The sequence below is a fragment of the Paucisalibacillus globulus genome, assembly GCF_900184735.1.
GTDB lineage: Bacteria > Bacillota > Bacilli > Bacillales > Amphibacillaceae > Ornithinibacillus > Ornithinibacillus globulus_B.
Genome location: NZ_LT855393.1, coordinates 217,445 through 241,255, shown reverse-complemented (window position 1 = coordinate 241,255; position 23,811 = coordinate 217,445). Strand labels below are relative to the sequence as shown.

General features: G+C 37.7%; 17 protein-coding genes, 2 tRNA genes, 1 other RNA gene and 1 other annotated feature. Of the genes, 9 read left to right on the top strand and 11 right to left on the bottom strand.

Translation table 11 applies throughout. The features are described from left to right. Positions 1 to 145: 145 nt before the first annotated feature. An RNA gene (gene ffs, locus BN999_RS13800) (signal recognition particle sRNA large type) lies at positions 146 to 411 on the bottom strand. A gap of 64 nt (positions 412 to 475) precedes the next feature. Continuing rightward, on the bottom strand, positions 476 to 958 hold the full coding sequence (gene tadA / locus BN999_RS13795) for a tRNA adenosine(34) deaminase TadA (protein ID WP_217988485.1): 483 nt from the start codon (positions 956 to 958) through the stop codon (positions 476 to 478). 59 nt (positions 959 to 1,017) lie between these two features. Here tadA and BN999_RS13790 point away from each other — a divergent pair, with 59 nt between their 5' ends. Beyond that, positions 1,018 to 1,551: an isochorismatase family cysteine hydrolase gene (locus BN999_RS13790; protein WP_096272413.1), complete on the top strand. Its 534-nt coding sequence runs from the start codon at positions 1,018 to 1,020 to the stop codon at positions 1,549 to 1,551. A gap of 90 nt (positions 1,552 to 1,641) precedes the next feature. Then, on the top strand, positions 1,642 to 2,934 hold the full coding sequence (locus BN999_RS13785) for a glycoside hydrolase family 18 protein (protein WP_096272277.1): 1,293 nt from the start codon (positions 1,642 to 1,644) through the stop codon (positions 2,932 to 2,934). 258 nt (positions 2,935 to 3,192) lie between these two features. Here the strand turns inward: BN999_RS13785 and acsA are convergent, their stop codons facing one another. Further along, entirely contained in the window at positions 3,193 to 4,908 is a 1,716-nt protein-coding gene (gene acsA, locus BN999_RS13780) for an acetate--CoA ligase (RefSeq protein WP_096272276.1), read from the bottom strand. Positions 4,909 to 5,178: 270 nt separating this feature from the next. Here acsA and BN999_RS13775 point away from each other — a divergent pair, with 270 nt between their 5' ends. From BN999_RS13775 to BN999_RS13760, 4 genes are all read left to right on the top strand, one after another. Next, a complete protein-coding gene (locus BN999_RS13775) occupies positions 5,179 to 6,696 on the top strand; it encodes a spore germination protein (protein WP_096272274.1) in 1,518 nt (505 codons plus the stop codon). Between the two features lie 20 nt (positions 6,697 to 6,716). Next, the gene (locus BN999_RS13770; protein WP_255247475.1) at positions 6,717 to 7,811 is read left to right on the top strand and encodes a GerAB/ArcD/ProY family transporter; all 1,095 of its coding nucleotides are present in this window, start codon (positions 6,717 to 6,719) and stop codon (positions 7,809 to 7,811) included. Then, a complete protein-coding gene (locus tag BN999_RS13765; RefSeq protein WP_176481990.1) occupies positions 7,804 to 8,886 on the top strand; it encodes a Ger(x)C family spore germination protein in 1,083 nt (360 codons plus the stop codon). Before BN999_RS13770 ends, BN999_RS13765 begins: the two co-directional genes overlap by 8 nt. Positions 8,887 to 9,090: 204 nt before the next feature. Then, a complete protein-coding gene (locus BN999_RS13760; protein ID WP_096272269.1) occupies positions 9,091 to 9,588 on the top strand; it encodes a hypothetical protein in 498 nt (165 codons plus the stop codon). 180 nt (positions 9,589 to 9,768) lie between these two features. Here BN999_RS13760 and BN999_RS13755 read toward each other — a convergent pair. Further along, a tRNA-Arg gene (locus tag BN999_RS13755) sits at positions 9,769 to 9,841 on the bottom strand. Positions 9,842 to 10,008: 167 nt separating this feature from the next. Here BN999_RS13755 and BN999_RS13750 point away from each other — a divergent pair. Beyond that, positions 10,009 to 10,653 (top strand): deoxynucleoside kinase, encoded by a 645-nt coding sequence (locus BN999_RS13750; RefSeq protein ID WP_096272267.1) that lies wholly within the window; start codon positions 10,009 to 10,011, stop codon positions 10,651 to 10,653. Between the two features lie 38 nt (positions 10,654 to 10,691). After that, positions 10,692 to 11,375, top strand: a complete 684-nt coding sequence (locus BN999_RS13745) for a deoxynucleoside kinase (RefSeq protein WP_096272265.1) — start codon at positions 10,692 to 10,694, stop codon at positions 11,373 to 11,375. 367 nt (positions 11,376 to 11,742) lie between these two features. Here the strand turns inward: BN999_RS13745 and BN999_RS13740 are convergent. The 4 genes from BN999_RS13740 to guaB all read right to left on the bottom strand — a co-directional run bounded on the left by BN999_RS13740 (position 11,743) and on the right by guaB (position 16,889). Then, positions 11,743 to 11,835, bottom strand: a tRNA-Ser gene (locus BN999_RS13740). A 160-nt stretch (positions 11,836 to 11,995) separates the two neighbouring features. After that, positions 11,996 to 13,270: a serine--tRNA ligase gene (serS, locus tag BN999_RS13735; RefSeq protein WP_096272263.1), complete on the bottom strand. Its 1,275-nt coding sequence runs from the start codon at positions 13,268 to 13,270 to the stop codon at positions 11,996 to 11,998. A 50-nt stretch (positions 13,271 to 13,320) separates the two neighbouring features. Further along, positions 13,321 to 13,536, bottom strand: a binding site (T-box leader). Positions 13,537 to 13,944: 408 nt separating this feature from the next. Further along, positions 13,945 to 15,279 (bottom strand): D-alanyl-D-alanine carboxypeptidase family protein, encoded by a 1,335-nt coding sequence (locus tag BN999_RS13730; RefSeq protein WP_096272261.1) that lies wholly within the window; start codon positions 15,277 to 15,279, stop codon positions 13,945 to 13,947. 131 nt (positions 15,280 to 15,410) lie between these two features. Next, entirely contained in the window at positions 15,411 to 16,889 is a 1,479-nt protein-coding gene (guaB, locus tag BN999_RS13725; RefSeq protein ID WP_096272259.1) for an IMP dehydrogenase, read from the bottom strand. 188 nt (positions 16,890 to 17,077) lie between these two features. On the opposite strand from guaB, the gene BN999_RS13720 reads away from it, so the two are divergent. Continuing rightward, complete coding sequence (locus tag BN999_RS13720) at positions 17,078 to 18,040, top strand: YaaC family protein (RefSeq protein WP_096272257.1); 963 nt, start codon at positions 17,078 to 17,080, stop codon at positions 18,038 to 18,040. An 11-nt stretch (positions 18,041 to 18,051) separates the two neighbouring features. On the opposite strand, the gene BN999_RS13715 is transcribed toward BN999_RS13720, so the two are convergent. The 3 genes from BN999_RS13715 to gyrB form a co-directional block, all read right to left on the bottom strand. Continuing rightward, entirely contained in the window at positions 18,052 to 19,149 is a 1,098-nt protein-coding gene (locus BN999_RS13715) for an HD-GYP domain-containing protein (protein ID WP_096272255.1), read from the bottom strand. Between the two features lie 74 nt (positions 19,150 to 19,223). After that, the gene (gene gyrA, locus BN999_RS13710; protein WP_096272253.1) at positions 19,224 to 21,752 is read right to left on the bottom strand and encodes a DNA gyrase subunit A; all 2,529 of its coding nucleotides are present in this window, start codon (positions 21,750 to 21,752) and stop codon (positions 19,224 to 19,226) included. A 110-nt stretch (positions 21,753 to 21,862) separates the two neighbouring features. Beyond that, complete coding sequence (gyrB, locus tag BN999_RS13705; RefSeq protein ID WP_217988484.1) at positions 21,863 to 23,782, bottom strand: DNA topoisomerase (ATP-hydrolyzing) subunit B; 1,920 nt, start codon at positions 23,780 to 23,782, stop codon at positions 21,863 to 21,865. Positions 23,783 to 23,811 lie beyond the last annotated feature (29 nt).

The following is a 23,811-nucleotide window of genomic DNA, read 5'->3' as shown; positions in this document are numbered from 1 at the left end:
GTATTCTTATTACGGATTAGGATGTTTAAAGGAGACTACTGTCTGTGTGCAAAAATAGTAAAATTCCAATCTTCTGAAGAGGGAATAACATGATAAAACAAAACCTCTTGTATCAAAACAAGAGGTTTCCAATTGAGTATGTAAGCCGTGCACCCACCGTCGATGAAATGTCCCCATGCGTTACTCAAGTTCATGGCTCGGTTTAGGTGACCCTGCGGCACACAGAGATAACCACTTACTGCTGCTTCCTTCCGGACCTGACAGGGTTCGTGGGTCTCTGTTGCGCAGGACCTAAACGTCAACACCAATCCCTTGAGGCAGACCATACGGACATCCACCTCGTGATGGGAATTCAGCCTCGCTATAGCGGATTGCGAGTACAGGGCACCGCTACCTCCCCGCCTAGCACGGTAATATCCATTATAACATCTTATGGGAAAAAATCAATGGACTGGCCGGAGATAATATTTGGAAGTTAGTGTTTTTTTCTTTCTCGTAAGGCTTTAAAGAAATTAGTTAAAAGCAGACTACATTCTTTCTCCAATACTCCTGAAGTAACCTCTGCTTGGTGATTAAACCGCTGATTATCCAGTAAGTTCATAATTGTTCCTGCACAACCAGCTTTTGGGTCCACGGCTCCATAGACCACTCTTTTTATTCTGGATTGGACAATAGCACCGGCACACATTGGACATGGTTCCAAGGTTACATATAAGGTGCAATCCTCTAAACGCCAACTCCCTATTTCTTTATTAGCTTGTTGAATGGCGATTAGTTCAGCATGGGATAAGGTTTCTTGCGATAGTTCTCGTACATTAAAACCGCTTGCGATTACCTCATCTTGATAAACTATAATGGCACCAATTGGTACTTCATCTTTTTCCAGAGCTCTCTCTGCCTGTTCAATGGCTAATTTCATGTACTGCTCATCCGTCACTTCATCACAACTCTCTTGCATAATCTATTTTTATTTTATCAATACTACTAACTCATAGTGTTAAGGAGGTGGACATCTTGTTGGAGAATCAATATGCTGGTACCGCCATTATTTTCATCGATTTAATTAATGATTTCCAATTTGATGGAGGCGATAAATTACGCTCTCACACGGAAGAAATCCTACCAAATCTACTCAAACTACGACATATTGCCGAAACACATCAACTTCCAATTATTTATGTTAATGATCATTATCATTTATGGACTTCCGATATTCCATCCATTGTACAACATTGTACCAATGAAAAAAATCACCATATTATTAAGCAAATAAAACCATCAGCTAACGATTACTTTTTCATTAAACCACAGCATTCTGCATTTTTTCAAACACCACTAAAGGCACTGTTAGATGAATTACGAATTACAAAAATTATCCTAGCAGGAATTGCAGGTGATATTTGTGTTCTATTTACTGCAAAGGACGCTTATATGTACAACTTTACGATGCATATTCCCAAGAATTGTATGGCATCTGAAGAAAAGGATGGGAATGACTATGCACTATATTTAATGAAGTCCGTTATGAAAGCCGATATTGCCCCTATTTAATCGACATAACGTACATGCTCCCTTCATAAATTTGTATATAGAGACATTCGTTCAAGTTTCGACTTGGATATGATCTTAAGGAGGGAGAATATGCAAATTCATGTAGTCGCGCAGGGTGATTCTGTATTTTCCATTGCTGGTACATACGGTACAACCGTGGATGCCTTAATAAATGCAAATGAATTAGATGCCCCAAATCAGCTTGTCGTTGGGCAAGCATTGGTTATTCCAATTGTTGGGCGCTTTTATTTTGTTCAACCTGGCGATAGTTTATTTTCAATCGCAGCACAATTTGGTTTGTCTTATCAAGAACTTGCAAGAATTAATAATATTCCAGTCAACACCCCCCTCAATGTAGGGTTACGGTTATATATTCCCCAGGGTCAAAAGCGGGATATCGTTTCCAATGCTTACATTGAACCTACCGGGGGTACCGTTTCTGAAGCTTTAGAAAATGCCGCACGTAAAAATACTCCTTATCTAACCTACCTTGCACCTTTTAGTTATCAAGTAAACCGAGACGGAAGCTTGGCTGCCCCACCACTTAATAATTTCAAAGAAATTGCCGATGCCAACAATGCTAATTTAATGATGGTTGTGACCACACTGGAAGAAGGAGCCTTTAGTGCGGAATTAGGTCATATTGTAGTTACCGTACAAGAAGTGCAGAATAGGCTACTAGATAACATTGTGAATACAGCAGGGCAAGTTGGTTTTACCGATGTCCATTTTGACTTTGAATTTTTACCACCGGAAGACCGAGATGCTTATAGTTCTTTCTTGAGTAAAGCGAAGGATAGATTATCTGCACAGGGCCTATTAATGTCTAGTGCACTTGCACCTAAAGTTAGTGCTACTCAAGAAGGGGAATGGTATGAAGCACATGATTATGGTGCACATGGTGCCGTCGATGACATGGTGGTCCTGATGACGTATGAATGGGGTTATAGTGGTGGTCCTGCTATGGCAGTTTCCCCAATTGATCAGGTTCGACGAGTTGTGGAATACGCCCTTACAGAAATGCCGGCTAATAAGATTTTATTAGGTCAAAATCTATATGGCTATGACTGGACCTTACCATTTGTTCCAGGTGGAGAGTATGCACGTGCCGTAAGCCCACAACAAGCTATTGCACTTGCTCGTGAACATAATGTACCGATTCAATATGATACGACAGCCCAGGCACCATTTTTCCGTTATACGGATGCAGAAGGGCGACAACATGAAGTTTGGTTTGAAGATGCACGCTCGATACAAGCTAAGTTTGATTTGATTAAGGAACTTGGATTACTTGGAATTAGTTATTGGAAATTAGGGCTAGCATTTCCACAGAACTGGTTACTATTGCAGGATAACTTTAATATTGTGAAGAAATCGAGTTGAGTGAATAACATTTAATGAGGTTGGGACATAGATATAAGTTTACGTTATAAAACTGAACGATGTGATAATCAGCTCCGGAAATATACGGAGACTCCTACGGGAGGATAGGCATCGGTGAGACCCCGCAAGAGCTTTAGCTCTGAGGAGGCTCACCAGCCGCCCGTGGAAAGCGTAGTATATTTCCGGAGCGGGTCCATGCGCTTATCATGTTTGTTCGGGTTTTTTAACTAAAACTTTTTTGTCCCAACCTCATTATTTTTATGCTTCCAAAGTAGAAGTATCACCAGTTGGAAGCCCTAGCTCCCAAGATTTTAAGAGACGACGCATGATTTTACCACTTCTAGTCTTTGGTATTGTATCACGCACTTCAATCTCACGAGGTGCTGCATGGGCTGCTAGTTCTGTCTTTACAAATACACGGATATCCTCCAGTAATTCTGCCGATTCTGTATATCCTGGATTTAATGTGATAAACGCTTTTATGATCTCTCCACGTTCTGGATGCGGCTTCCCGATAACACCCGCTTCTGCTACCGCTGGATGTTCAATTAATTTACTCTCTACCTCAAATGGTCCAACTCGTTCACCAGAGGTATTAATGACATCATCCAGTCGTCCTTGGAACCAGAAATAACCATCTTCATCCCGGTAAGCACTATCTCCAGATACATACCACCCATTAATAAAGTAACTTTCATATTTACCAGGGTTATTCCAAATGGCTCTCATCATCGATGGCCAACCAGCTTTTATCGCTAAATTACCCATTTGATTTGGTGGAATCTCATTTCCTTCATTGTCCACAATTGATGCTTCAATACCCGGGATTGGTTTCCCCATGGATCCTGGTCGAATCTCTTCTGTTGGTAGATTTACAATCAATTGTGCTCCTGTTTCTGTCATCCACCACGTGTCATGAATACGAAGATTGAACGCTTTTAATCCCCATGTCACCACTTCGGGATTAAGTGGCTCACCAACACTCATCAGATGGCGTAGTGAGGAAAGGTCATATTGATTAACCAAGTTTTCGCCTGCACTAACTAACATCCGTAATGCCGTTGGGGCTGTATACCAAACGGTTACTTTATTCTTCTCTAATGTTCCATACCAATCTTCTGGCGTGAATCGTCCCCCACGGATGACATTGGTGACTCCATGTAGCCACGGTGCAAAGACACCATAACTTGTACCTGTTACCCAACCAGGGTCTGCTGTACACCAGTATACATCATCTTCTTTCAGGTCTAGTACCCATTCCCCGGTTGCATAATGCTGAATCATTGCATTATGGACATGTAATACACCTTTTGGTTTGCCAGTGGAACCAGAGGTATAATGTAGTACCATTCCGTCCTCTAAATCTACCCATTCTATATCGAAGTTGTCACTTGCATATTCCATTTCATGATAATAATCAACATACTTTTCTGATGCTTCACTTCGGTTGCCAACTAATATTATTTTTTCTAAAGAAGGTAATTCTTCTTGTGGCACACGTTCTAATAAATCAGGAGTCGTTACAAGTACACTTGCTTCACTATCCTGAATTCGATCACGCACAGCTTGTTCCATAAATGCTTCAAATAAAGGTCCAGCGATAGCACCTGTTTTTAAAATACCGAATAAACTCACATAAAACTCCGGACTTCGTGGCATAAACAGGAAAATACGATCCCCTTTTTCTACGCCATATTTCGTTAACACATTAGCAAACTTATTACTATCCTTACTAATTTGTTCAAAGGTTAAGGACTCTTCTCTTCCTGGTGCAGAGTATAAAAGTGCAACTTGATCTTTTTTCGCTGGGTTCTCTGCATGTTTATCAATTGCCTCATAGGCAATATTTACTTTACCTGTATCCTTCCAGGAAAAGTGTTGATGCACGTCTTCCCATTGAAAAGTTGCCCTTAGCTCATCATAGTTCTTTAAATTGTAATTTCCTTCTCTAGCCGGTACTCGTTGCATGTCCATCCTATCACCTCGTTTTGAAATTTGAAACCGATTACATTTAATAAATTATGAAATATTTGAAATGTTACTTAATATATTAGAACATTTTGTTACATTTTTAAAGTGGTTATCACTAATTTAATAGAATTTTTTTTCAATTGGTATTAATTATGACTGTACGGATACAAAAACCTAATAACTTTGTTAACATGGATAAATTTAGCTTCGATTGAAGAAAATAGAAAATATAGACTCTTGATTTTTATACATAGATGGTGAAGGTGAATGTAAATGAGATTAAGGAGACAGAGAAGGAGACTAAATAAGAGAATAGAGAAAGAGAAAGAAAAAGAGAAGGAAAAAGACGAATCGATTGAGAGTCTTTTTCAGCAGCTAAATGGATCAAATGATTTTACACTTTCTACATTACCCTATGAGGAGCACACTCTCTCTATAGGTTATTATTCGACCCTAATTGATTCAGAGATTTTACATCGGGATATCTTCCCTTTTCTAAAAGATTTGGATGCCATCTCTTCCTTACCAACTTTGCTACCTATTGAAGAAATTATTCTTACAACAGATATATCTGTCGTTAGAGACAATCTATTAAAGGGATACACCTTAATATTTGATGTTAATAACTTGAACCTATTTGGGCTTGTGAAATCAGATGTCGATAAAACACGTCAGGTTTCACTGCCAGAGGTTGAATTCAGTGTAGTAGGGCCAAAGGAGTCATTTGTAGAATCCCTGGATACGAATATTAATCTTGTTCGAAAAAGACTTCCGATTCCGGAGTTTGTATCAAAGGAACTAATCATTGGGAAGTTATCGAAAACAAGAGTCTCGGTATTATATATTCAAGGTGTTGCTAATGAAGAGAACATCCATACCGTTATCCAAAGGTTAACTGATTTGGATTTTGATCAAATTACAGATAGTTCCATGATTACACAATTAATCCAGGATAATCAGAATTCACCTTTTCCACAGTTAATCGACACGGAAAGACCTGACAGGATTGCTACAGCAGTAGCGGAAGGAAAGATTGCGATTTTAGTAGATGGTGCACCACACGGTTTAATCGGACCTACTACTATTTTTGAGTTTTTTTCAGCCTTTGAGGACTACTATTTAAATTGGCTAGTTGCCTCCTTTTTTCGTTTGGTTCGTTTTTTTGCAGTACTGTTTTCCATCTTAGCTACACCGATTTATGTAGCGGTCCTGACGTATCATTATGAACTAATTCCCAAAGATATGGTGGCTACCTTAGTTACTTCTAGGAGTGCCATTCCTTTACCACCTATACTGGAGGCGCTTGTTCTAGAATTAGCCATTGAGCTGTTACGAGAAGCAGGTGCAAGACTGCCGACCAAGGTCGGTCAGACAATTGGTATCGTGGGAGGTATTGTCATTGGAACCGCTTCTGTTGAAGCTGGTTTAACGAGTAATGTCTTATTAATTATTGTCGCTCTAGCCGCACTTGCATCCTTTACAACCCCGGTTTATCAAATGGGTAATACGATTCGACTAATACGATTCCCGTTTTTATTAATGGCCCATTATATGGGATTTATTGGGGTAGCCATAAGCTTTTGTTACTTGCTTATTCATTTATTAAAGTTAACGTCATTAGGCAGACCATTTCTTGAACCGTTCTATCCACCAAGAGTACAGGATTTTAAAGATGCATTAATTCGTTTACCTTATTCCCTTCAATCCAAGCGTCCTATTCAAGAACAAACGGAGGATACCATGCGTTTTAATGGTGATAAAGCAAAGAAAAAAGCTGATCCCAAGAAATGAGAAAGTGTGGAGGTGTTATTTTGGAGGAAAAACAGAAGCAAATATCTCCTTTTCTCGTATTTTTCTTAGTACATTCTGTGCAAGTGGGTGTAGGCGTGTTAGGCTTTCAACGTATTATTATGAAGTCAGCAGGGAATGATGCGTGGATTGCTGTTATAGCAGCTGGCATATCCATAAATGTCGCTATTATGATTATGTACCTACTGTTAAACAAACAGCAAAAGGACCTGATCGATATCCATAAGGACTTGTTTGGTAAATGGATTGGAGGATTCTTTAGCCTTATATGGATTATATATTGGTTAGTAATCGGGATTGTCGTACTAAGAAGCTACATTGAAATTGTTCAGGTATGGGTATTTCCATTAATCAATATTATGATGTTCAGCATCATCATATTAGGTCTTGTTTACTACAATGTTACGGGTGGTTTCCGAGTGGTTGCTGGTATTAGCTTTCTAGGAGTTGTCATCCCGTTCTATATCTTTTTATCATTCTTATTCCCAATTGAATACGCCAATTTTCGTAATTTACTGCCTGTATGGAATCATTCTGTAAAAGAACTTTCAATTGCAACAAAGGATATGATGTTGGGCTTATTAGGTTTTTCCACTTTGCTCATGTACTATCCATATATTAAACATCCTAAAAAATCTCAAAAATGGGCTCACTTTGGCAATCTATTAACAATAGGAATATATTTATTCATATTAATCATTACCATTGCTTTTTTTAGTGATAAACAAGTCAGTAAACAAATTTGGGCTACGTTATCAATGTGGAAAATAGTGGAACTCCCATTCATTGAAAGGATTGAGTACATCGGAATTACATCTTGGATATTAATTATTTTGCCTAATATTTGTTTGTCTGTTTGGGCTGCAAGTAAAGGCATTCAGAAGATGTTCCACTTTCATCTCAATAAAGTAATACCGGTCATTCTAATCCTGTTACTATTTGCAACGGTAACGATTCAAGGTAGAGAAACAATTGATAAGCTCAATCAATATTTGGCTATTGTAGGGTTAGGACTGGTTTTTATATATGTGCCAATTCTTACGGTACTTTCTTTCTTCTTCACTAAAAAAAGAAAGGGGAACACTGGAAATGGATAGTAGAATGATGCTCTTTGTATCTGTACTGGTAACACTACCGCTTACAGGATGTATGCATATCGAACAAGAAGTAATAGACGAGATTCAATTAACCACTGCCGGAGGTTATGAGTATTCAGAGGACGGCATGATAGAGGTAACCACTGTTTATCCTAACTATCAGCCTGATAAGTCGGTTATTAATGAAACCCTTACGGATACTGCTAAGTTAAGCAAAGAAGCTCGAGATAGGCTTAATCTACAATCGGATAAACCTGTTGTTAGTGGAAAAGTGGAAGTGACATTATATGAATGGAAAACAGCAGAAAAGGGGATTTTTGACTTTTTAGATACATTAGAGCGAGACCCATCCATTGGCTCAAGTATTTATTTGGGTGTGGTGGATGGAAGTCCAAAAGAGTTATTGAGCAAGCAGTATGGAAATCAAGATAATGGCATTTACCTTTCCAACTTAATTGAGCAAAATATCGAAACGGGTCAAATCCCTAAAACAAATCTTCATCAATTTCTATATAAGTTTTATGCGGATGGAATTGATCCTACCCTTCCAGTACTTAAACAAGAAGATGGTAAAGTAAAACTAACAGGAATTGGACTATTTGCAGAAGATAAATTGGTTGGCCAGTTAGAGGAAGAACAATTCTTTACCTTCAAATTATTATTGGAACGGAAAGGTCAAAAGGGTTCGTACTCTATAAAACTGAATGAGGATAATGACATTTCTATTTATAATATAAGCTCTGGAAGGAATTTCGACATACAGAAGCCAATGACAAATTCTGAAATAATCATCAATGTTAACTTAAAGGCAACTGTTTCGGAATATCAAGATGGTATCCTAAATAAGCAAAAAACTACGAGACTAGAGAAGGAAATTAAAGAATTGCTCGAACAAGATTCGCAAGAAATGATCCAGCAATTCCAAGAAAAAGGGATTGATCCACTAGGAATTGGGGATCAGGTTCGATCCCGAACACGAAATTGGGATCCAAAGAAGTGGAAGGAGCTTTACCCTGATCTCCAAATAACCGTTAAGGTCAATGTTGATCTTTTGGAATCAGGGGTAATAGAATAATGTGGTGAGGTTGTTCCCCAAGTCAATCCCTGAAGTACCGTTTTTATGCTCCTTGAAATTACTTAAAACTAATCCAGTACCTTCCACCCAAACTAGGAAGGTATGGATAGATCGTAAGTAATTGTCCTTTGTAGTATTAGAAATGTATAGATGTAGTGATTATTCCCCATACTTCTTACAAAAGCTTACGTGGAGATGGAGAATATGTCATTAAGATTGATAGAATTGATTACATATATGAAAGATTGTCATAAACACTTAAATAAAGTACCAACAGCAATGGAGTTTAGAGGATATCTAAAAGACCTTAAGGTTATCGGTAATCCCTATAGGTTATTTGCACATAACTACATTCTAGAGAAGGCTGGAATTATTGCAAAAAAAACATGGCGATTAACCGATAAAGAAATTCAGGATAATTTAAAGATATGTGAATGCTTGTTATTATCATTATCAAAAAATATGAGTGGAGAAACTCCTAAACAGAATGAATTTATTCAATATTGTCATTCACAAGGTTTTTTCTTTGCTTGGACACACTATATTTCTTACAATGAGATGCTTAAAAAAGTAAATCTTAAACCAAATCAAAACAGGTATACTACAGAGGTACTGAAGCAACTGCTATTTGACAATATTACCAAACACGGTAAAGTACCTTCCCAATTGGAATTTGAAAATGATAAAACGATGCCTATGTAATTGCATCTAAGAGAAACTTATTTATTAAAAAAACCTCCCAATCAATTGTTTGATTAAAAAGGCTTTTAATGGTTACTATGTAGTCCAACGGATTAACTATATATGGAGTACGGTCTATTACAAATGATAGCTAGACCGTTTTCTGCCCAAAATATCCAAATCCCTTGATTACTGTTTTGATGCCCTCGGCAGGATTCGAACCTGCGACACACGGTTTAGGAAACCGATGCTCTATCCCCTGAGCTACGAGGGCCTGTTATAGGAACATACATTATTATACAAAAACTCCTAGCTAAATTCAAAATACTTTCTCTCGGTATACCAAATATTACTTTCCAATCTAGTATAGAAGGCTTTTCAATAGTATGTTAAAATTAGTAGATATGTCAGTTATTCATTTTTTTGATTGGGGGTACTGGGATGGATAGAGTCCCTTTTATCGCAATAGAAGGACCAATTGGTATTGGTAAAACATCACTAGCGAAAAAGCTATCTGATCACTTTGATTTTCATTTATTAAAAGAAATTGTTGAAGAAAATCCATTTCTAGGTAAATTTTATGATGATATAGATGAGTGGAGTTTTCAAACGGAAATGTTTTTCCTATGTAATCGATTTAAACAACTAGAAGATATTGAAAATAAATATCTAGCAATGAATAAGCCGGTTGTTTCTGATTATCATATTTCTAAAAACATGATTTTTGCAAAACGAACACTTCAAGCGGATAAATTCGAAAAGTATGAGCAAATATATCATATCTTAACAGCGGACATGCCTGTTCCAAATATGTTGATTTATTTACACGCTAGTCTCGATACCATTTTAAATCGTATCAAATTACGTGGTAGAGAAATTGAACAAAACATAAAAGCTTCTTACTTAGCACAGCTTGCAGAGGATTATGAAGCTTATATGAATGAATTTGAAATCATGCATCCTAATATCCCAGTCATTCGAATCAATGGCGATGAGATGGATTTCGTCAAAAACCAAGTAGACTTGGATGCTATTATAAAACAAGTACAACAACAGTTACGTTCTTTTGAAACTGTTACGAAATAATAACTTACTATTTTACCCCTTATAAAGGAGATTACGTAATGAACTTACGAGAAAAATATCATATTCCGAATGATAGTATTATTACCATTGCTGGAACGGTCGGTGTTGGAAAGTCTACGATGACCAAAGCATTGGCAAATGCATTAAACTTTAAGACATCTTTTGAAAAGGTAGACACCAATCCATATTTAGAGAAGTTTTATGATGACTTCGAACGTTGGAGTTTCCATTTACAAATTTACTTCCTAGCAGAACGCTTTAAGGAACAAAAGAAAATTTTCGAATATGGTGGTGGCTTTATCCAGGATCGCTCCATTTACGAAGATACTGGAATCTTTGCTAAGATGCACTACGATAACGGAACCATGAATAAAACAGATTATGAAACGTACACCAGTCTATTTGAATCCATGGTAATGACACCATACTTCCCACATCCAGACTTACTGATCTATCTAGAAGGATCATTTGATGAGGTACTAAGCCGCATTCAGGAACGTGGACGTGAGATGGAGAAGAGTACTCCAATTGCGTATTGGGAAGAAATGTACAATCGCTATGAAAATTGGATTAATAACTTTAATGCATGTCCTATTCTACGCATTAATATTTCAGATTATGATTTAATGGATGAAGAAACATCTATTGAACCAATCTTAGAAAAGATTGGGCATTTTATTCAACAATCAAGACGCTGGGAAACAAGAGAATTGATAAGATAATAATATGAAATGATACATCTGTTGATGTATCATTTTTATTTTCACAACAAATAGAACAAAAGCGCAGGGCGCCCGTTTAGGGAATACGGACTGGACTGAGCCTTAAGAGATATAGGAAACATGCCCTTTCATAGGGGTATGTCGACGTTGGCCTCATAGGCCGGTTTTAGTCGACCTTCCTTAATGCTTGAGTCGATGTTGACTTATCGTGTCATGAGGTGAGGGAAGTCTCGCTAGTCCCTGGGCGCTGGAGCTAGTCGTGGCCGCCTAATTACAGTCTATTTTACAAATTCCATTAACATAAAAAAAAACCGCTACAAATGTAGCGGTTTTCCATATCTCCAATATTTATGCGCTTATTTAAGAATGGAGGAGGTAGAGGGATTCGAACCCCCGCGCGGTTTGACCCGCCTGTCGGTTTTCAAGACCGATCCCTTCAGCCAGACTTGGGTATACCTCCGTAGCAACAAATATTAATATACAGGAATTAATTTTTAATGTCAATTAGATTTGTCCAATTTTCACTGCAAAGTAAAATGAAAATATTTTCCCATTTGCATGACAACTTAAAGGTAATATATAACCCCTCACCACTTTTGTGATGAGGGATTACATCTCTATTACTTAATTACTTCAACGCCACCCATGTATGGTAAAAGAGCTTCTGGAACTTTAACAGATCCATCTTCTTGTTGATAATTTTCTAGAATAGCTGCTACTGTACGTCCAATAGCTAATCCAGAACCATTTAATGTATGAACGTATTCAGGTTTTCCATTTGCCTCTCTTCTAAAGCGGATACCAGCACGTCTTGCTTGGAAATCCTCAAAGTTAGAGCAAGAAGATATTTCACGGTACATATTTTGACTAGGGATCCAAACTTCAATATCGTATTTCTTGGCTGCAGTAAATCCTAAATCTCCCGTACACATGCTCATGACACGATATGGTAACCCAAGCAATTGCAACACTTTTTCTGCGTGACCTGTCAATTCTTCTAATGTTGCATAAGAGTCTTCTGGTTTAACAAACTGTACAAGTTCCACTTTATTAAATTGATGCTGACGAATTAATCCACGAGTGTCACGACCGGCAGAACCTGCTTCTGAACGGAAGTTAGCACTAAATGCCGCATATTTCTTAGGTAAGTCTTCTACTCGTAAGATTTCATCACGATGATAGTTCGTTACTGGAACCTCTGCAGTTGGAATTAAAAAGTAATCCGTATCATCTAGTTTAAATACGTCTTCTGCAAACTTTGGTAACTGTCCAGTACCAGTTAAGCTTGTTCGATTAACTATTTGAGGTGGTAGCATTTCCGTATAGCCATGCTCATCAGAATGTAAATCCATCATGAAGCTCCATAAGGCACGCTCTAATCTTGCTCCGAGACCTTTATAGAAAACAAAGCGACTACCAGTTACTTTACCAGCTCTTTCGAAATCAATAATATCTAAGTTTGTTGCCACATCCCAGTGGGCCTGTGCTTCAAAACCAAATGAAGGTGCTTCTCCCCATTTACGTGCTTCAATATTATCATCTTCATCCTCACCAACAGGAACACTTTCATGTGGGATATTTGGAATAGATAACATGATGTTTTCAAGTTTAGCTTCAATTTCACGTAACTCATCATCATATTCTTTAATTTGGTCGCCTACTTCGCGCATTTCCTTAATAACCGCTTCTGCATCAAGACCCTCTTTTTTCGCTTTAGAAATTTGCTTAGAAACCTCATTCCGCTTTGCCTTTAGCACTTCTACTTTATTAATTAATTCACGACGACGGCTATCAATCTCACCAAAGTGATCTAGCTCTGATAAGTCTTCTCCACGATGTTGTAATTTTGCTTTTACTTCTTCAAAATTATTGCGTAGATACTTCATGTCTAACATGACAATTCCTCCTATTTATTATTGAATGCAAAAAACTCCCGTCCCTAAAAAATAGGGACGAGAGTTGATATTCCCGCGTTGCCACCCTTGTTGAAGAGTAATCTCTTCCGGCTTTAGACGTGTTAACGGTTCGTGACCGGGTTTACTTACTAGGTTTCGGTAAACCAGTTCAAGGATGGATTCACAATAGGTTTTCATCGATTTACACCGGCCATCGACTCTCTTTGGAAAACGATATTGTTACTATTTCCTATCATAACTGTTGGAAATTGATTTTTAATTATACATTATCATAGCTAATTTTTGTTTAAAGTGCAAGTTTTATTCTTTGAAATTTTGATTGAGGTGATTAACGGGAGTGCTTTGTATATCATATTGAGCTGAAATCTTGGTTGAAATGATGAATGAGGGTGCTTTGCGCATCATTTTGACATGAAATATTGGGAGAATTGATGAATGGGGGTTCCTTGCACATCATTTTGACATGAATAATTGGACGAAGTGATGCATAGGAGTGCCTTGTACATCATTTTGTACTGAATTCTTAGAAAAAATGATGAATGAGCATCCTCTATACATCATTTTGACCTGTGATCACGATTAATATGAATTAATACGCCAGATAAAAAAATACCACAGTGAAATTCACTGTGGTATAACTAGAAATTTAACTCTTAAGAAAACCAACCTTTAACGGTATCTACAATGGATGTAAAGATTCCACTGAAGAAGTCGCCGATTGCTCCTAGTGTTAGCATGAACCAGTTAGCTTTTTCTACTGTTTGGTCTGCTACTAGGTCAACGGTTTGGGTTTTGCTGTTGAAGATATAGCCATAGTCGTTTTCACCAGTGTAAACTAGTGTTGCCGTACCAATTTTATCGCCTTTTTTAATAGGAGCCACTATTTCTCCATCTTTATTTAGATTATCTTTATTGATATTGTATTCTACTTTATATAGTTCTTCTTCACCTTTTTTAATTGGGACAGTGAAGGCTTCGTTAATTGAGATTTCTACTGCATCTTCTTTACCTTTTGCAACTGGGATTGTATCCTGCTTTTCCAATTGGAAACCTTTTGCAAACAGTTCTTTCTGTTCAAATTGACCGAATCCATAATCAAATAATCTTGCTGTTTGTTCAAAACGAGCAGCCTTACTTTCTGTACGCATGACAACAGAGATTAAACGATTTCCGTTACGCTCTGCAGTACCTGTAAACGTATATTGAGCTAGTCCAGTGTAGCCTGTTTTAAGACCGTCTACCCCTTCATAGTAAAACTGTTTTAGATAGCTTGCTTCATGTGGTAACATCCAGTTTAAATTCTCTACTGTATACCCTTCAAAATCATCTTCGATTCGGCTTGAGATATCAAGTGCATGTGGAAAATCATTAATCAGATTATATGCTAAAAGCGCAAGTGCTCTAGCAGACAATAGATTTGTTCCATTTGGATCTGTACCTTCTGGATGATTGTCACCTAAAGTTTCATTATCCAGTCCAGTAGAGTTTACAAATTCAGCGTCAGTAAGACCCATTTCCTCTGCCTTTTGGTTCATTTTTTTCACAAATTCCCCTTCGGAACCTGCAATCAATTCTGCAAGTGCGATGGATGTACCATTATCAGAGAAAATTGCCATTGCTTCATATAATTCTTTAACTGAATAGCCCTTATCTTGGGTTAAACCGATACCAGAAAAGTTCGGATTAGCAGAAATGCTATACGCATAATCACTTATTTGGGTTGTTGTTTCCCATGTGATTTCCCCGTTTTCAATTGCTTCCAAAACAAGGTATTCCGTCATCATCTTCGTCATACTTGCTGGTGGAAGTGCCATATCAGGGTTTTTAGCAAATAAAACCTTTCCTGTTTCTGCATCAACTAATATAGCTGACTCAGCATCTAATTCTAATTCAGCTGCATGTATATTCTTTGGTTGTGTTACAAATGATGTTGATGCCAATAGGACAACAAGGACCATCATCATTATTTTTGAATAGATCTGTTTCACTTTTTTACCTCCACCCTAAGTAGTTAGTTTTTTATTTTATTTTGCGAACACCTTAAGTATTTTAACATATATTAAACTAAAAAAATAGACAGGCATATAGTGCCCATCTATTTTGTAATGTTTTGTAATATTTACCCTTTTAAAGAGTAATTTGGTGCTTCTTTTGTAATCTGTACGTCATGTGGGTGACTTTCTTGTAATCCTGCATTCGTGATTCGGATAAACTGCCCCTCAGTTCTTAAAGACTCAATGGTAGAAGTTCCACAGTATCCCATTCCTGAACGTAATCCACCAAGTAATTGGTGAACCGTATCAGCAAGTGGCCCCTTATATGCAACTCTACCTTCAATTCCCTCTGGAACAAGCTTCTTGGTTTCCGCTTCTCCGTCTTGGAAGTAACGGTCTTTGGAACCCGCTTTCATCGCGCCTACAGATCCCATTCCACGATAAACTTTATATCTTCTACCTTGATAAATTTCCGTTTCTCCAGGGCTTTCAGATACACCTGCAAACATACTTCCTAGCATGACAGCATGTGCTCCTGCAGCAAGTGCTTTAACAATATCTCCCGAATACTTAATACCACCATCTGCAATAACTGGTACACCATATTCAGCTGCAACCACTGCACAATCATAAACAGCGGTAATTTGTGGAACACCTACACCAGCCACTACTCTAGTTGTGCAAATAGAACCAGGTCCGATTCCCACTTTAACAACCGTAGCACCAGCTTCGATAAGGTCTTTCGTTGCCTCTCCAGTTGCTACATTACCAGCAATGATATCTAGGTCGGGATATGCTGCACGAATTTTCTTCAGTTGTTCTAATACACCCTGTGAATGTCCATGTGCCGTATCAATCACAATAACATCTACACCAGCATTTACTAAAGCTTCAATACGAGACATGGAATCACCAGTAACCCCAACAGCTGCACCTACTAGTAATCTACCTTGTGCATCTTTAGCAGCCTGAGGGAACTCAATCACCTTTTCAATATCCTTAATGGTAATGAGACCTTTTAGTACTTGATTTTCATCTACTAAAGGTAATTTCTCAATTTTATATTGTTGTAGAATATGTTCAGCTTCTTCTAATGTTGTTCCAACAGGTGCAGTAACCAGATCCTCACTTGTCATCACATCGGAAATCAACATAGAATAATCTTGAATAAAACGTAAATCACGATTCGTAATAATACCTACAAGCTTTTGCTCTTCTTCATTATTTACAATTGGTACTCCTGAGATTCGGTACTTACTCATCAAATGTTCGGCAGCAAATACTTGATGCTCTGGAGTTAAGAAAAATGGATTGGTAATAACCCCACTCTCAGAACGTTTTACCCGGTCAACCTGTTCAGCCTGTTCTTCAATGGACATATTTTTATGAATGATTCCAAGACCACCTTGTCTTGCCATCGCAATAGCCATGCCAGCTTCTGTAACAGTATCCATTCCAGCACTTATTAATGGAGCATTTAGTTTTAAGTTAGGGCTTAAGGTAGTACTTAGATCAACCTCACGTGGTAAGACCTCAGATTTTGCAGGTATTAATAATACATCATCAAAAGTTAATCCTTCTTTCGCAAACTTATCCTTTCTCACAATAAATCCTCCCTTATTAGAATGTTAGAACTTGGTAATAGAATAATAAAATAATGACTTGGAAAAGCTAATACGTATATCTATTGTTATTTACAATACGCCAACTAAAGATTATTTTCAATAACTGTTTTACTGTAAAATAAAGTTCATATATTCTAACTTTTCTATTAAATAAAAAGGACGTTATTATGCATTTCCAAGAAGAGATTCAATCATTTTATACGTATTTACAATCACAACAAACTGCTCAGAATTATTTGCTACAATGCTATAAACAAATTGACAAGATAGATGCAGAAAGAAAAAGCTATGAGAATTGCAATGTCTTTATGTATTGTCTTCATCATGGGAGAGAATACTACCGAGCTGGTGAAAAGCTAGATACTGTATTAAAACCTGTTATGTATTTCTATGGAATGGCACATTTGTTAAAAGCATGCTTACTCACGAAACGACCAGAGTATCCAGAATCCACTTCCGTTCTGGCACATGGTGTCTCCACTAGAAAACGAAAAAAGAAGGATTATAGCTTTTTAGAGGATGAGGTGAAGGTCCAACATAAAGGGCTATTTCCCTATTTCTCTGAACATCTATTTGGAATTAATAAGGTACCATTTGAAAAAGTAACGATGAAATCATTATTTCAATTAATACCTGAACTAATTACTTTCTTTACCTACGAACAAGAACATAGTTTAGTAAAAATTGGTCACCTTGATGACCTGACGATAACCGTGCCAAAAACAATCTGTGATGATTACCACATGACGGAAAATGCCCTTATTAAACGATTGGAAAGTTATTTGCCGAAAGTTTTAGTAAAAGAAGAGAACTCAAAAAGCATTATGTTGAATCTAAATGAACCTATTACCAGTGATGTAGGTCCATTTCAAATAAACCTGAATTCAGAGGTATATCTCCCAACGAATAGAGACTTTTTTATCCCTATATCAGAGGTGATGGTTCACTACTTGCTCTTATACAATCTAAGTATGTTATCTCGATACGAGGCTGAATGGTGGGGAGAACTTCTCGCAACAAAACCAGATGCAGATTATCCATTTATCTCAAGATTCCTCGATATCACACAAGAAAAAATTCCGTTGATGATGGGGAAATACCTATATAAAAAAATGGAGGGGCAGTCATAGACTACTGCCCCTCATAGTATCTCACTTATATGTAAATCCTGATGATTGCTTAAAGTAACGATTTCACCATTTTCAAGTCGCAAAATCGGTCTGGTTGGCATTTTCGGATCAATAAAGACAATCTCACCTGCTTGGTTATTAGAAAGCAATACCTTTGTACCAATGGAAAAATTGGCTATCGAATCAATAAAAACTTGTACAATTCGAATATCCAGTTTACTATATTGTTCTTTTTGTAATTCTTCAATCACGCTAAAAGGCGATTGCTTCTTGCGATATACTCTTTCACTAGTCATCGCATGATAGATATCACAAACCGCTATGATCCTTGCATAGCTATGTATTTTCTCTTGTGATAACCCTAATGGGTAGCCGCTTCCATCCATTCGCTCATGATGCTGTAGAACTGCTAATTTAACCGTATATGGAATAGATTTAACATGCTCCACCATCCGGTAAGAGTAAGTTGGATGATTCCTGATTTCCATTCTTTCCTCATTGTTTAATATTTCTTTATGAAAGACAGAATCCCCAAGTCTTGCCATACCAGCATCACTTAATAAGCCTGCCAGACCAATCTGAAACCATTCCCCTTTTTGGTATCCAAGTTTTTTACCTAAATAAGCACTTAAAATCGAAACAGAAACACTATGATGATAAAAGTAATCCTTCTTATTAGCGAATTTGTGTAGCTTATACACGGCTGATCCTATATCATCCATACGATTAATTAGAGGTAAGATTAGATTACGAACTGCTAGATTATCAATAGGTAATTGATTTTGCCAAGATTCAAACAACCTTTTATATTGTTCAACTACTAAATCATAATGGTCTCTAAAAGATAATTCTGCTAAATCGTTTACTTTCTCTTTAGGCTGGGTCGATTGTACAACTTTTTCTTCCTCATCAACAGTCTGAGGTTGAAAGAGTGTACCATTCTGAAGTCTTTCTGAAACATCGACATGTTCAATTAAAAATTTATGTAATACATTTATATGTTCAGCAGTTAAAACCGTCTTTTGTGGAATAATAGGTCGGCTTGTCTTTCCCTTTACTTCACGTAAAAGTACACATCCTGGAACTACTTGAGATGATGATACACGCATTTTGTCCCCTCCATATGATGAAGAAAAGGTGACGGTGAAAGAATATCTCTTTAAACCGTCACCTAGTATACTTCTTATTCCTCTTCTGATTCTACATCAGTTACTTCCGTTGATTCAGTTGAATCCATTGCTTCAGTCGATTCATCTACATTTGAAGTCTCTTCTTCCTCGTCTTCATGATCAATAATCGCGACTGTTGCCACTTCTTCATTTTCTTGAAGACGAATTAAGCGAACCCCTTGTGTATTTCTTCCTGTTTGAGAGATTCCCTCAACCGGAATACGGATTAAGACACCAGCTGCCGTAATTAGCATTAAGTCTTCATCGCCTTTTACAGCTTTAACAGAAACAACATGTCCTGTCTCTTCTGTTAACTTAGCAGTGAAGATACCTTTACCACCACGGTTTGTTATACGATATTGGTCTTCATCTGTTCGTTTTCCAAGACCTTTATTCGTAACGTGAAGGATTTGTACTCCACTATCTAATATTTCCATAGATACCACTTCATCATCATCTCGTAATGAGATACCACGTACACCTGCTGCAGTTCTACCCATCAATCTTACTTGATCCTCTGGGAAGCGAATTAGATAACCATTTTTCGTTGCAATCATAATGTCCTTAGTGCCATCAGTTAGACGCACGGACATTAGTTCATCATCTTCACGTAAACCAAGGGCAATTAAGCCACCCTTACGTATGTTGGCAAATTGTGCGAGACTTGTACGTTTAGAAATACCTCTTTTGGTCGTAAAGAAGAAATTCCAATCCTCACTAAATTCACTAACCGAGATGACGGCATTAATCCATTCACCCTTTTCAATCTGAAGTAGATTGATGATTGGCAGACCTTTAGCTGTCCGGCTGAATTCTGGTATTTCATACCCTTTAACCTTATAAACTTTCCCTTTATTCGTAAAGAACAGGATGGTATCATGAGTCGTTGTGGAAATAAGGTGCTCTACAAAGTCATCCTCATGGGTTCCCATTCCTTGGACACCACGTCCACCACGTTTTTGAACGCGATACGTGGAAGAAGGTAATCGTTTAATATACCCTTTATGTGTAAGCGTAATAACGATATTTTCTACTGGAATTAAGTCTTCATCTTCAAAGAAGTCCGCTCCACCAGCAGCAATTTCAGTACGTCTCTTATCGCCATATTTCTCTTTTATTTCTTCTAACTCTTCACGAATGATTTCTAGAACTTTTTCCTCATCAGCTAAGATTGCTTTTAATTCTTCAATTAACTTTTGAAGTTCGTTATATTCATTCTCAATCTTTTCACGCTCTAATCCTGTTAAGCGTTGTAATCTCATATCTAGGATTGCTTGCGCTTGTTTTTCGGATAGTTTAAAGCGAGTCATTAACCCGTCTCGAGCAATATCTGCGGTTTTGGAACCACGGATTAACGCGATAACTTCATCCAAGTGATCCAGTGCAATTCGTAAACCTTCTAAAATATGTGCTCTTGCTTCTGCTTTTTTCAATTCAAAAGCCGTACGACGTCGAATGATTACTTTTTGGTGGTCCAAATAATGTTTTAGACACTCTTTAATATTAAGTACTTTAGGAATACCGCCTACAAGTGCTAATGTATTAACACCGAATGTTGTCTGTAAGGATGTATATTTATATAAATTGTTTAATACGACATTTGCATTAGCATCTCGACGTAATTCCATGACAATACGCATACCATTTCGGTCTGATTCGTCACGTAAATCGGTGATTCCTTCCACACGCTTATCACGTACTAACTCAGCTATTTTTTCAATTAGTTTAGCCTTGTTAACCTGGTATGGTAATTCAGTTACTAGAATCATGGGTTTACCATTGGACTGTTCCTCAATCTCTACTCTCGCACGAACAGTAATGGATCCTCTACCAGTTTCATAGGCTCTACGGATACCGCTACGTCCTAGAATAATTCCGGCAGTAGGGAAATCTGGTCCTGGTAAATAATTTTCCATAATGTCATCAATCGTAATCTCAGGATCCTTACTTACTGCTAGTACGGCATCAATGGTTTCCCCTAAATTATGAGGAGGAATATTCGTAGCCATCCCAACAGCAATACCAGAAGCTCCGTTTACTAAAAGGTTAGGGAAACGGGCTGGGAATACAACTGGCTCTCTTTCAGAACCATCATAGTTATCTTGATAATCAATTGTGTCCTTGTTAATATCACGGAGTAATTCCATCGATATCTTGGACATTCTAGCTTCGGTATAACGCATCGCTGCTGCCGAGTCACCATCAACCGAACCAAAGTTACCATGTCCATCTACTAGTGGATTACGATAACTGAAGTCCTGTGCCATACGTACCATGGCTTCATAAACTGCAGAGTCACCATGTGGGTGATACTTACCGATTACTTCACCTACGATACGGGCTGACTTCTTATATGCTTTATCAGAATGCATACCTAAATCGTTCATTGCATATAATATTCTTCGATGTACAGGTTTCATACCATCCCTAACATCTGGTAATGCACGGGACACAATAACACTCATTGCATAGTCTAGAAAGGACGTACGCACTTCTTGGCTTATATTAATTTCTTGTACACTTCGACGTTCTTGTTCCGCCATAGATTTAAAACCTCCTGATTGTGTCAGGAGACTAACTTAAAAGTAAGTTAGCCGGACACATTTCCAAAAACGAGAAACGTTTTTCGTTATTCACTATATTTACCTTACCGTTAAATATCTAAGTTCTTAACATACTGGGCATTTTCTTCAATAAATTGACGACGAGGCTCAACCTTGTCACCCATTAACATGTCAAATACATGATCCGCTTCAATTGCATCAGATAAATCAACCTGTAGCAAGGTACGATTATCTGGGTCCATGGTTGTTTCCCAAAGCTGTTCCGCATTCATTTCCCCAAGACCTTTATAACGCTGTAAGCCAGGTTTCGGTGCTTGTGGTAATTTAGCTAGAATCTCATCAAGCTCTCTATCGTCGTATGCATAATGGACAGCTTTACCTTGCTGAACCTTATAAAGTGGTGGCTGAGCAATATAAACATAACCATGTTCAATTAATGGACGCATAAAACGGAAGAAGAATGTTAATAGTAATGTTCGAATGTGCGCACCATCTACATCGGCATCTGTCATAATAACGATCTTATGATATCTTGCCTTGGAAATATCAAAGTCATCACTAATACCTGTTCCAAGTGCGGTAATCATAGAACGCACTTCATTGTTAGAAAGAATACGATCTAAACGTGCTTTCTCTACATTTAGGATTTTACCTCTAAGTGGTAAAATCGCTTGGAAATGCCTGTCACGACCCTGTTTCGCAGAACCACCCGCTGAGTCACCCTCAACAATATACAGTTCACTAATGGATGCATCTTTGGATGAACAGTCTGCTAGTTTACCTGGAAGGTTGGAGATTTCCAGTACACCTTTTCTTCTCGTTAAATCACGAGCTTTCTTCGCAGCAGCACGTGCACGGGAAGCCATTAGACCTTTTTCTACAATGATTTTCCCTACTGAAGGATTCTCAAATAAGAATTTCCCAAACATTTCACTAAAAACAGAATCTGTGATAGCACGAACTTCACTATTTCCTAGTTTTGTTTTTGTTTGTCCTTCAAATTGTGGGTCTGGATGTTTAATAGATATAATCGCTGTAATCCCTTCACGAACATCATCACCAGTTAAGTTAGGTTCACTATCTTTTATTAAATTACTTTTACGTGCGTAATCATTGATCACTCGTGTTAAACCCGTCTTAAAGCCGGACTCATGGGTTCCGCCTTCATAGGTGTGAATATTATTCGCATAAGAAAAGATATTGCTATTAAAACCATCGTTATATTGAATAGCTACTTCAACCGCAATTCCTTGATCATCACCTTCTGCATAGAAAGGATCATGAAGAACTTCTTTATTACGATTGATGAACTCTACATATTCACTAATTCCACCCTCAAAGAAAAATGATTGAGGTTCTTCACCAGTACGTTTATCTTCAATAGAGATACGAATTCCTTTATTTAAGAATGCTAATTCACGAATACGTTGTACAAGTGTTTCTAGATTATAGGTTGTGGTTTCAGTGAAAATTTCAGGGTCTGGAGTAAAGTGTACAGTTGTTCCAGTACGGTCCGTTTCTCCAATAACTTCTAGGTCCTTGACCTTGTTACCACGTGAAAAGCCAATATGATGCACTTTTCCATCAAGGTGTACGTATACATCTAAGTTAGTAGACAATGCGTTTACAACAGAGGCACCTACACCATGTAGTCCACCGGAAACCTTATAACCGCCACCGCCGAATTTTCCTCCAGCGTGTAATACGGTCATAATTACTTCAACTGCAGGTTTACCAGTCTGCTTCTGAATATCTACTGGAATACCGCGCCCATTATCCTTAACTGTAATACTATTATCCTCTTCAATAATGACTTGAATGTGATCACAGTATCCTGCTAGTGCTTCGTCAATACTATTATCCACGATTTCCCATACTAAGTGATGAAGTCCCTTTTCACTTGTGGAACCAATATACATACCAGGTCTTTTACGGACCGCTTCTAACCCTTCCAATACCTGTATCTGATCGGCATTATATGACTCTTGTGTTTTAATGTTTTCATCCATTGCCATTTTCCCACCTACATTCCACTTGA

Excerpts from the sequence above, each read along its gene's own strand:
- tadA (WP_217988485.1), bottom strand. The coding sequence starts at position 958 with ATGCAAGAGAGTTGTGATGAAGTGACGGATGAGCAGTACATGAAATTA.
- BN999_RS13785 (WP_096272277.1), top strand. The coding sequence starts at position 1,642 with ATGCAAATTCATGTAGTCGCGCAGGGTGATTCTGTATTTTCCATTGCT.
- acsA (WP_096272276.1), bottom strand. The coding sequence starts at position 4,908 with ATGGACATGCAACGAGTACCGGCTAGAGAAGGAAATTACAATTTAAAG.
- BN999_RS13775 (WP_096272274.1), top strand. The coding sequence starts at position 5,179 with ATGAGATTAAGGAGACAGAGAAGGAGACTAAATAAGAGAATAGAGAAA.
- BN999_RS13765 (WP_176481990.1), top strand. The coding sequence starts at position 7,804 with ATGGATAGTAGAATGATGCTCTTTGTATCTGTACTGGTAACACTACCG.
- BN999_RS13760 (WP_096272269.1), top strand. The coding sequence starts at position 9,091 with ATGTCATTAAGATTGATAGAATTGATTACATATATGAAAGATTGTCAT.
- BN999_RS13750 (WP_096272267.1), top strand. The coding sequence starts at position 10,009 with ATGGATAGAGTCCCTTTTATCGCAATAGAAGGACCAATTGGTATTGGT.
- BN999_RS13745 (WP_096272265.1), top strand. The coding sequence starts at position 10,692 with ATGAACTTACGAGAAAAATATCATATTCCGAATGATAGTATTATTACC.
- serS (WP_096272263.1), bottom strand. The coding sequence starts at position 13,270 with ATGTTAGACATGAAGTATCTACGCAATAATTTTGAAGAAGTAAAAGCA.
- BN999_RS13720 (WP_096272257.1), top strand. The coding sequence starts at position 17,078 with ATGCATTTCCAAGAAGAGATTCAATCATTTTATACGTATTTACAATCA.
- BN999_RS13715 (WP_096272255.1), bottom strand. The coding sequence starts at position 19,149 with ATGCGTGTATCATCATCTCAAGTAGTTCCAGGATGTGTACTTTTACGT.
- gyrA (WP_096272253.1), bottom strand. The coding sequence starts at position 21,752 with ATGGCGGAACAAGAACGTCGAAGTGTACAAGAAATTAATATAAGCCAA.
- gyrB (WP_217988484.1), bottom strand. The coding sequence starts at position 23,782 with ATGGATGAAAACATTAAAACACAAGAGTCATATAATGCCGATCAGATA.